The sequence below is a fragment of the Sphingomonas sp. BAUL-RG-20F-R05-02 genome (assembly GCF_022662305.1).
In the GTDB taxonomy this organism is placed as follows: Bacteria; Pseudomonadota; Alphaproteobacteria; order Sphingomonadales; family Sphingomonadaceae; genus Sphingomonas.
In genome coordinates this window covers 1-9127 of record NZ_JAKNQH010000040.1, presented here as the reverse complement: position 1 = coordinate 9127, position 9127 = coordinate 1, and the positions used below count along the sequence as shown (strand labels likewise).

At 61.0% G+C, this 9127-nt stretch carries 9 protein-coding genes and 2 pseudogenes; 8 read left to right on the top strand and 3 right to left on the bottom strand.

Annotated elements, in window-relative coordinates:
- From L8F97_RS22015 to L8F97_RS22780, 4 genes and pseudogenes are all read left to right on the top strand, one after another.
- The coding region (locus L8F97_RS22015; protein WP_242154834.1) for a DUF5110 domain-containing protein at positions 1-210 on the top strand (210 nt) is incomplete at its 5' end.
- 320 nt (positions 211-530) lie between these two features.
- A pseudogene (locus L8F97_RS22010) lies at positions 531-1628 on the top strand (IS30 family transposase).
- Between the two features lie 239 nt (positions 1629-1867).
- Positions 1868-2008 carry a host attachment protein gene (locus L8F97_RS22935; RefSeq protein WP_242154832.1) on the top strand — a complete coding sequence of 47 codons (141 nt, stop codon included), beginning with the start codon at positions 1868-1870 and terminating at the stop codon, positions 2006-2008.
- Positions 2009-2335: 327 nt separating this feature from the next.
- On the top strand, positions 2336-3013 hold the full coding sequence (locus tag L8F97_RS22780) for a methyl-accepting chemotaxis protein (RefSeq protein ID WP_277925142.1): 678 nt from the start codon (positions 2336-2338) through the stop codon (positions 3011-3013).
- A gap of 62 nt (positions 3014-3075) precedes the next feature.
- Here the strand turns inward: L8F97_RS22780 and L8F97_RS21990 are convergent, their stop codons facing one another.
- Positions 3076-3345 carry an HU family DNA-binding protein gene (locus L8F97_RS21990; protein WP_242154830.1) on the bottom strand — a complete coding sequence of 90 codons (270 nt, stop codon included), beginning with the start codon at positions 3343-3345 and terminating at the stop codon, positions 3076-3078.
- A 202-nt stretch (positions 3346-3547) separates the two neighbouring features.
- Between L8F97_RS21990 and rpsU the strand changes: the two are divergent.
- From rpsU to L8F97_RS21975, 3 genes and pseudogenes are all read left to right on the top strand, one after another.
- Positions 3548-3748: pseudogene (gene rpsU, locus L8F97_RS21985) on the top strand (30S ribosomal protein S21).
- Positions 3749-4007: 259 nt separating this feature from the next.
- On the top strand, positions 4008-4451 hold the full coding sequence (locus tag L8F97_RS21980) for a hypothetical protein (RefSeq protein ID WP_242154828.1): 444 nt from the start codon (positions 4008-4010) through the stop codon (positions 4449-4451).
- A gap of 377 nt (positions 4452-4828) precedes the next feature.
- On the top strand, positions 4829-6172 hold the full coding sequence (locus tag L8F97_RS21975) for a transposase (RefSeq protein ID WP_242154827.1): 1344 nt from the start codon (positions 4829-4831) through the stop codon (positions 6170-6172).
- Positions 6173-6646: 474 nt separating this feature from the next.
- Here the strand turns inward: L8F97_RS21975 and L8F97_RS21970 are convergent, their stop codons facing one another.
- On the bottom strand, positions 6647-7303 hold the full coding sequence (locus L8F97_RS21970) for a recombinase family protein (protein WP_242154825.1): 657 nt from the start codon (positions 7301-7303) through the stop codon (positions 6647-6649).
- 155 nt (positions 7304-7458) lie between these two features.
- A complete protein-coding gene (locus tag L8F97_RS21965; RefSeq protein ID WP_242154823.1) occupies positions 7459-7710 on the bottom strand; it encodes a hypothetical protein in 252 nt (83 codons plus the stop codon).
- A gap of 338 nt (positions 7711-8048) precedes the next feature.
- On the opposite strand from L8F97_RS21965, the gene L8F97_RS21960 reads away from it, so the two are divergent.
- Positions 8049-8966 (top strand): intradiol ring-cleavage dioxygenase, encoded by a 918-nt coding sequence (locus L8F97_RS21960; RefSeq protein ID WP_242154821.1) that lies wholly within the window; start codon positions 8049-8051, stop codon positions 8964-8966.
- Positions 8967-9127 lie beyond the last annotated feature (161 nt).

Here is a 9127-nt window from a genome sequence, read left to right as displayed (position 1 = left end):
TTGGAGAGCATCCGCGTCTATCCGGGCCGCGACGCGAGCTTCACGCTGTACGACGATGACGGCGTGAGCAACGCCTACCGGAATGGCGGCGGCGCATCCGCGACGCTGCATTGGGATGATGCGACCAAGCGGCTTACCGCGTCGGGTCGCCTGCCGACCGGACAGGATGCGGCAAAGCTGGTGCAGGTGGTCCAGCCGGACGCGTACTGAGGCGGACGTCGGATGCGGCACGCTGCCCCCGGATAGCGCGTGACGGGTGTCAGCTACCGGGTTCCGGCTAATGTTTAGTTCCCGCATCTATGGACCTCGGTCTCGATACCAGGCTGGTGCTGATTTTAGTTGTCCGGGAGGACGCATGAATGTCCTGAAGATGATTGGGCGGTCGGGTTGAGTCTATAGAATAGAATAAGGGGCATCGAGCGTCCGCTTTTGGGCAACCGGCCGGGCTCCAAGGGCCGAAACTGGGGTGTACTGGGCGGACTCAACCGGTCGCCGCAACACTTCGGCAAAGGAGGTTGCAATGGGCATTCATGAAGCGGCGGTCGGATCGATGCGGACGGCTGCCATTGCGATCACCGGGTCTGCCTCCGGTAGCCACGCGGAGCGAGCGACAGCTGTTCTGGGCGTTTATTGCTACCGGGATGAGCAGCGAGGCGGCTGCAATTGGAGCTGGAGTGTCGCAACCTGTGGGTACCAGATGGTTCCGGGAGGCGGGCGGTATGCCACCAGCGATTTCAGGCCTGCGGCGAAGCCGCTATCGGGAAGATATCTATCACTGGTGGAGCGCGAGGACATCGCGCTGCTGCTCGTCCAAGGTCATAGTTTGCATGAGATCGGACGCCGGCTTGGTCGTTCCGCCTCCACGATATCGCGCGAAGTCCGACGCAATGCGACGACGCGCAGCGGCGCCTTGGATTACCGCGCGACCGTCGCCCAGTGGCATGCCGAACGGTCTGCCCGACGTCCCAAGGTCACGAAGCTTGCCGGAAACGTTGCCTTGCCCGCGTAGGCTTACGGGGTAAGAACTTCGTCTTGCCCGACATCATGATCTCCCAGCGCCCAGCCGAAGCCAACGATCGAGCAGTCCCGGGTCACTGGGAAGGCGATTTGATCCTGGGCCTCGGCAGCTTCCGCGATCGGCACGCTGTTCGAGCGCACGACACGCTTTACGATGCTGCTGCACCTGCCGCGCATGAAGGTCACGGTGAAGGGCCAAGCATCAAGAACAGGCCGGCCTTGGCAGGACACGGCGCGGAGGCGGTGCGCGACGCGATCGCGCGCACCATCGTCAACCTACCCGAGGAACTGCGTTGGTCGCTCACCTGGGATCAAGGCGCCGAAATGTCGCAGCATGCCCGTTTCAAGGTCGATACCGGCGTCCACGTCGACTTCTGCGATCCCCCAAAGTCCATGGCAGCACGGTAGCAACGAGAACACCCATGGATTGCTACGCCAGTACTTCCCCCAAAGGCACCGACCTGAGTGCTCATAGCCCCAAGGCTATTGATGCCGTAGCGGCCACTCTCAATGCCCGCCCCCGGAAGACACTGAGTTGGAAAACACCCGCCGAGGCGATTGACGAGTGCCTCTCGCAGATCAACAAACAGCGTGTTGCGACGGCCGGTTGAGTCCGCCCTGCTGCCGGCCTGTTCAATGAAGCTAGAATGTCGGGTTCCCGCAACAGCGGCCGTTCCGGCGCCGATCGGGGAAAGGTTCAAGTTGGTCGACACCCGCCGGTGACGTAGCTGCCGCGAGGACCCCGAAGCAGTCGCTCAAGATTCTGTTACGCTCGCCAGCTTCAGAGATCTGTTCAGGGACGGCACAGCCTCAAGAAAGCGAACCACTTCATCCGCGCTACGACCTCGTAGTGATTGCTGCACCGCGAACGCTGGGCGAATTGCGCAAGCATTACCACAAGACACTTGAAGCCAAGCTCGTCGGCGAAGTGTCCAAGGATCTGACCGGACACACCACAGCCGACATCGAGAAAGCCATCGCGTCAGCATAACTCGACCTAGGAGGCGTTCCTATCTGAAACGCCTCCTGATTACATCGTTGAAGGCGCCGGCAGAGCATGGTCGGCGCCAATTTTCATCAGAGCTTGTCCTTACAGACCTCGGCGGACATTTACATGAACGAAGGTCCGGTGCCCGTGATCGCCATCCAAAGCGGACTAGCGGCTTCTCACCCTAACTGCAGCCGGTCTGCTTAATATCAAGACGCCCTTTTCAGGATTTGCCAGCCGCGCTGGTTGAGGACGAAAATCTCACCAGGGTTTGGCTTCGCAAAACGCTATCTGTATGGATGTTGTTGCTCGGAGTGAGTAGCAAAGAACATGCCTCCCCACGCTTCAGATCACGCAGTCGGCCATGTTCCAAGTGACGGCTACTGCCGAGCGGCGTGGGAGGCTGTGTGTCGTTCGCAAGCGGTGATCGAGTTCGACGTGGCCGGCGTCATCACCTGGGCTAACGACCCCTTCCTCACCCTGATCGGCTACAATCTGGCCGAGATCGTGGGCAAGCATCACCGGATACTCTGCAATGCGGACTATGCGGCCTCGCCGGAGTACCAACGCTTCTGGAGCTTGCTACGGCAGGGCGGCTTCGAACAGGGCGAGTTCTCGCGTCGACGGGCAGACGGTTCTGAGATCTGGCTACAGGCCACCTATAACCCGATCTTCGATCAGGGCGGAGTGATCCGGCGCATTCTCAAGATCGCCACCGATGTGACGCGGCAGGTTGGCTTGGAGCGGGCGCTCCAGGCCAACCATCTCGCGCTGCAAGGCACGATCACGGAGCTCGGCGGGATCGTCTCTGACATCAATGCGATTGCCGGCCAGACGAACCTGTTGGCCCTCAACGCCACGATTGAGGCCGCGCGTGCTGGCGATGCCGGCAGGGGCTTCGCTGTAGTGGCGAGTGAGGTGAAGAAGCTCTCCGGCGACACCAGCGCAGCTACACGGCGCGCCAGCGAGATGCTGGCGCGCCATCAGACTGCTGGAGAGAAGCGGTAAATTAGGTATCGATCGAATAGAAGGCCATCGGCACCGGCAAAAACTTCCGGTGCCAGTCTGCTTCAGAGCTTGTCCTTCAGGCCCTTGGCGGGCGTGAAAGCGACCTTTTTTGATGCCGCAATCGTGATCGCTTCGCCGTTTGACGGGTTACGGCCCTGACGTTCCGGACGATCCTTCACGGCAAACTTGCCAAACCCTGGGATCGAGACTTCTTCGCCTTTAGCGGCTGCGCCTGCGATCTGGTCGAATACAGCCGTGATCGCCTTCTTCGCGTCGGCGTCACTCGTACCGGTCGCCTCGGCAACGCCCTTGGTCAGTTCGCTGATGTTCATGAAGTTCCTGCTCCCGTTAAAACCGGCGGGACCTTACCCAATGCAGGCGATTAAGCAACGATCGTGCTGTTGGTGTTGCCTCGAAAGACTTATCGGCGCTGACCACGCGCGCTGTGTCATCGGCTGTCGCGCGGCTTGGCACCCCCTGCCCGCTTGACCTACGAGGCTGCATCGCCTTGGCCATAGCTCTGGAAGTCACCCCATGCAGATCATCGTTCGAGACAATAATGTCGACCAGGCATTGCGTGCGCTCAAGAAGAAGCTGCAGCGTGAGGGGGTCTACCGGGAGATGAAGCTGCGCCGCCACTAGGAGAAGCCGTCCGAGCGCCGCGCACGCGAACACGCAGCGGCGATCAGCCGAGCTCGCAAGGCAGATCGCAAGCGCGCCGAGCGGGATCGCTGATCGGCAATCTTTCTAGCGGGTATAAGAGGTGCTCGCCCCCCACTCCACACCCAGTCCAGCCAGCGAGATCAACATGCCAGCAATCGGATCACGGGTAACGAGGTCGGTACGCTGAGCTGGTCGGGCCTGATCTGGTCAATGCCGACGGTGTCGTGCGTGCCTGACAGAAAAGGCGGCAAATCCCGGCAGCCCATCGCAAATCTGATTCAATCTGACTCAAGCGCTTTGCGTCTCCCTCACGCCTTGGCATTGTCGGTCCATGGAACACCGTATCGCGCATGCCTGCGGCCACGAGCAGGCCCATTATCTTTCCGGTTTCGCCAGCCAGATGGATCGCAAGGCAGCCTGGTTGAAGACAACCAAGTGCAAGAGCTGTTTCGTCGCGGAGAAACGTACAGAGCAGGCCGATGCCGCCGCTGGTGACAGCGCAGCGATCGCGCACCTCGCGCTGTCACCCCTGATCGGAAGCGATCGACAGATTGCATGGGCCTCAACCATCCGAGCTAAGCGGCTCGCGGCGATGATCAGCGCGACCTCGCCCGGCGACCCAGCCGATTACCGTGCCTGTCTTCACGTGACCGACGCCAAATGGTGGATCGATCACCGCGAGTTGAGTGACGCCGGCTTGATTGCCGAGGCAGGAGCCGTTGGCTCGACCTCCGGAGCTCTGAAGCAATCCATGATCCTGACGCAGTCAGCCTAAGGGGGCCTCTGCTCTGTCACAGACGGCAGGCTGGATGGTGCGGTTGCATAGCGGTCGTCCGGAGCATTAGCTTGCCTCTCGGAGCTTGATGACCCCATCGTTCAAAGCGCGCGAGTAGATGAGCTCATTTTCGGTCCGAACGCGTGCCTGAAGTCGCGGGATGATCGCGGCGGTTGCAGCGCAGAGTCCGCCCCATTCCGCTCGAACTTTGCCTTCGCTCCAATCGGCAAGATAGTCGCACCAATCGGTCTTAAATACCTCAAAGAGCTGCTCGAACCGTTCGGCACCTACAAACGGTGGAGGCTGTTGAAAAAGGCCTGCTTGCGATGGTGACCGAGGCGTGATTCACTCGTAAAAGGCGTCGGGGGATCACGAACATGATGGGTCGGCAGGTGGCGCAAGGCGCACTGTTCTACGGGTTCCGGCTCGACAATCATGTGCCAGCCGACCACCTCCTACGTCGCATCGACGGGCTGTTCGACTTCAGCTTCGTCCGTGAGGCGCTGGCGGCGAGCTATAGCCCGAGCGGGCGACCCTCGATTGACCCGGAGTTGATGCTGCGGATGCTGCTGGTCGGCTACCTGTTCGGCATCCGCTCGGAACGCCGCCTGTGCGAGGAGGTGCATCTCAACCTCGCCTATCGTTGGTTCTGCCGGCTCGATCTGGCCGACCGGGTGCCCGACCATTCCACCTTCTCCAAGAACCGGCACGGCCGCTTCCGCGCTTGCGACCTGCATCGCTTGCTATTCGAGCAGGTGGTCGCGAAGTGCGCTGCGGCCGGGCTGGTGGCTGGGCGCGACGTGGCGGTGGACGGCAGCACGATCATGGCCGACGCCAGCCGCGAGAAGAAGCTGAAGGGAGTCGATGCCGCGGACGAGCTTCGTGCCGGGGAAAGCATATCGCGACCCGTCGCCGAATATTTAGCGGCGCTCGACGCCGCGTTGCCGCCAGATCCCGACGAGCCCGCGCCCGTCAATCCGACCAGCATCTCGCCGACCGACCCGCAGGCGGCGCTCACCTGCAAGCACGGGCCGGCGCGGTACGCATACGCCATCAACCCGCTGCTCGACCTTGATACCGACTGCATCCTCGATGTGGAGGCGACGCCGGCGCGCTTCTCGTCCGAGGTCGCGGCGACCCGGACACTGGTGTCGCGTGCCGGCACCACGCTGGGCATCGCACCCGAGAGCCTCTCGGCCGATAAAGCGTATGGCAGCGGCCCGTTGCTCGGTTGGCTAATCGACCGGAATATCACCCCGTACATCCCGGTCATTGACCGCAGCCGCCAGCGCGACACCTTCTTCACCCGTGATGCCTTTCGCTATGATCGCGAGGCCGATGCCTATCGCTGCCCGGCGGACAAGCCGCTCGGCTATTGCGGCACCAAACGCGCCAGCCAGGTTCGCGTATACCGAAGCCATGTCGCCGATTGTGCTGGCTGCGAACTGAAGCCCCGATGCACCGTCAGCCGGAAACGCAGCATCACCCGCCTCGTTAGCGAGGATGCCCGCGATACCGTGCGCGCCCTTGCCGGCACCGACGCCTATGTGCACGCGCGGCGTCGAAGACAGCGGATCGAGCGCGTGTTCGGCCACCTGAAACGCAACCTAGGGCTACGAACGCTCAAGCTGCGGGGCCTCGCCGGAGCAGCCGAGGAGTTCACCATGGCTGCCGCGGCATACAATCTTCAACTGCTGGCCCGGCAGGCCGCGCCGGCCTGATACGCGGCGCATTCTCCGGTGCCCGGCGTCGCCAGCTATCCGCCAAGCCAATCCCGCGCACGCCTTTTTCAACAGTCTCGGTGGTTTTTGGTAGCGGTCGATCAGGACGGCATAGACCGTTCTGTCCTCATACTCCAAGTGTGACTCGACTTCACGCGCCAGCAGCGCAAGCAACGATATGGCGGACTCGAAATCCGGCGGCTCCTGCTTGGTAAGCACGCGCAAGTTGCGCGATATCAAGTCGATCGCGTCATGTTCGAAGACAAGTCGTTCAAGGCTCATGGCATGCGTGTGTCCAAGCGTCGGCGCTTTAACGGACAACCGTCAAGCCGGAAGCGGGTTCAACGCATCACAGCACGTGGTTAGTTCCAAATTCGCTAGTGGCGGCTTGAGCTAAATCAACGCACATCTCATCATTTAGCGACCAAATCCTTTGCAATCAGCTATTTGCACTTTACATCAAAACGTGTCTGCTTACGAAATATTCGGCTCCAAGCCTAATATCGCCTCTGCGTTCTTCAGCGCAGACCTTGGATCAAATCGCTGCTCTTGATGCTTGACGGACGATTGCTCAGCAACGTGCGGAATCGGTACAGGCAGAAAGCGGTAGACCGTCCCGCGCGAGATCCCGAGCTGCCGAGCGATATGCGCTGGTTTCACACCCGCCGATGCTAGTGTCCGAACAGCTTCGGGGTCGATGCGCGCCTTGCCTCCTTTATAAACACCGCGCGCCTTAGCCGCTGCAATGCCCTCAGCCTGCCGTTCACGCCGTAAGTTGGTCTCGAACTCGGCGAACACACCAAGCATGTCGAGGAATGCCTTGCCTGCAGCAGTGCCGGTATCGATGGGCTGCTCCGTCGCCTTCAGGGCAACCCCCCTGCCCTTCAGCTCATGCACGATGTCCTGCAGATCTTTCATCGATCGTGCGAGGCGATCGATGCGCGTCACGACCAGCGTGTCGCCCTCACGAAGGAAGTCCATCAGGATTTGCAATTCCGTGCGCGCGCCGCGTTCGCTACCCGACTTCTTCTCGGAACGGATCGTCTGACATCCTGCTGCGCGGAGCGCGGCTACCTGGATGCCGAGGTCCTGTTCGGTGGTGGAAACGCGTGCGTAGCCAAAAAGCGACATCAAAGCCTCATCTGTTCGACCAGCTTCTAGACCGTTCGAACAAAGTGTTCAATATGCCTGTAACAAACCCTGTTTGAACGCAGAACCTGTTCCAGTAACTGTGTTCCTGCAGGGTATGCCCGAAAGGAACAAGGTCTTCGACCAAAGCGGCCTCGTTATTTAGACAGGAAGCGTTTGGTGTAACTGACGGCAGCGCCGTCGGTTGAGAAGGCGATCGTGGAAACAGCTTCGGCACGACCCTGTACCCGCCCAGCTTCAGCTGCCGGAACGCGGGCCTCAGGCGACAGCAGATTATGACCGATCGCCTTGCGCGATACCTCGTCCGGCTCAATGACAAACACGCGACTGCCGCTCTTCCGCAATCCATCAACCTGCGCTTCAAGACCTTCGCTGCCCGGCAACTGCATCCCCCCGGTACCCAGCGGCGACAGGACGACGATCGACTCGCAACCGGCGGTGAGGTCCGCAGCGGATCGTCACGTAGCGGCCCGATCAGCCCCATGACGGTGTCGAGATCGTCATAGACCTTGGCATTGCCGTGCAAGTCGCAGGCAAGCGCCAGCTAATTGGCTTCGTAGACGCTGCACCGCATATGGTCGCCAATTCCATCCAGGTCGTCGTCGTCGTTCCGACGATGAAGCTTAAGTCACGTTCGGATTACGGCAGACATAACATTTCTGCTGTTGGGACAATTTCTAGACAAGCGTTGCGTTGAAATAGGGTCATCGGATCACAGGAGGATGCCATGACGTACCAACACGACGACAATAGTGATCACGGCCACGGCATGGCCGAGGATTTGCCACGTTTCAACGCCCTGATTGCGCGCCGTCGCGCTCTGCAGTGGTTCGCGGGCGTAGGCACCGCCGCCCTCGTGGCAGGTTGCGGTGGTGGAAGCGGCTCGAGCAGCAGCGACACGACCGGATCTACCAGCACGGACACGACCACGACAGCAACGCCAACACCGACCGCAACCGCGACGACCACTACCACGACCACGTCGAGCGGGTGCATTGCCGATCCCAGCGAGACGGCCGGTCCCTATCCAGCGGACGGTACCAACTCAGCAAGTGGATCAACGTCCAACGCGCTTCTGATCAGTGGGATCGTGCGCAGCGACATTCGCAAGAGCTTCATCAGCACCACGACCGACGCGGGCGGCGTTCTGGTGACGCTCACACTCACGGTAGTCAACGCCAACGCGGCTTGCGCTCCGCTTGCCGGCTACGCCGTTTACCTATGGCATGCCGATCGACAGGGCCATTACTCGCTTTATTCAGCTCCCACCGAAAGTTATCTTCGGGGTGTGCAGGTCACCGACGCGAACGGGCAGGTGACGTTCACTACGTACTTCCCGCCTGCCTATGATGGCCGATGGCCACACTACCACTTCGAGATATTTTCGTCGCTGGCGAACGCGACCGGCGGTAAATACGCTGTTCTTACATCACAACTTTGCATGCCAGCTGCGCTCTGCACCACCATCTTCGCCGACACGACAACCTATCCGAGCGCCCAGTCGATCTTCTCAAAGGTATCGCTATCGACGGATAACGTTTTCGGCGACAACACGGCGGCTCAGATCGCTCAGCAGACCCCCACGTTTACGGGAAGCGTCAGCGCTGGGTATGTCGCCACCGCAACAATCGGCATCGCGGTGTAGCTCAAACCTTAAGAGATGCGCGGCGCCCCCCTGTCGTCGCGCTGCCCCGGCCGGCTGCCCCGCCAGTTGGGGCTACCGGAGGCACGGCGTTCCCCCTTGTCGCCGTGCCGCCCCGGCTGAGCACATGCTCAGCCAAGCTTTCGTCGTCTCCTGTCCCATTA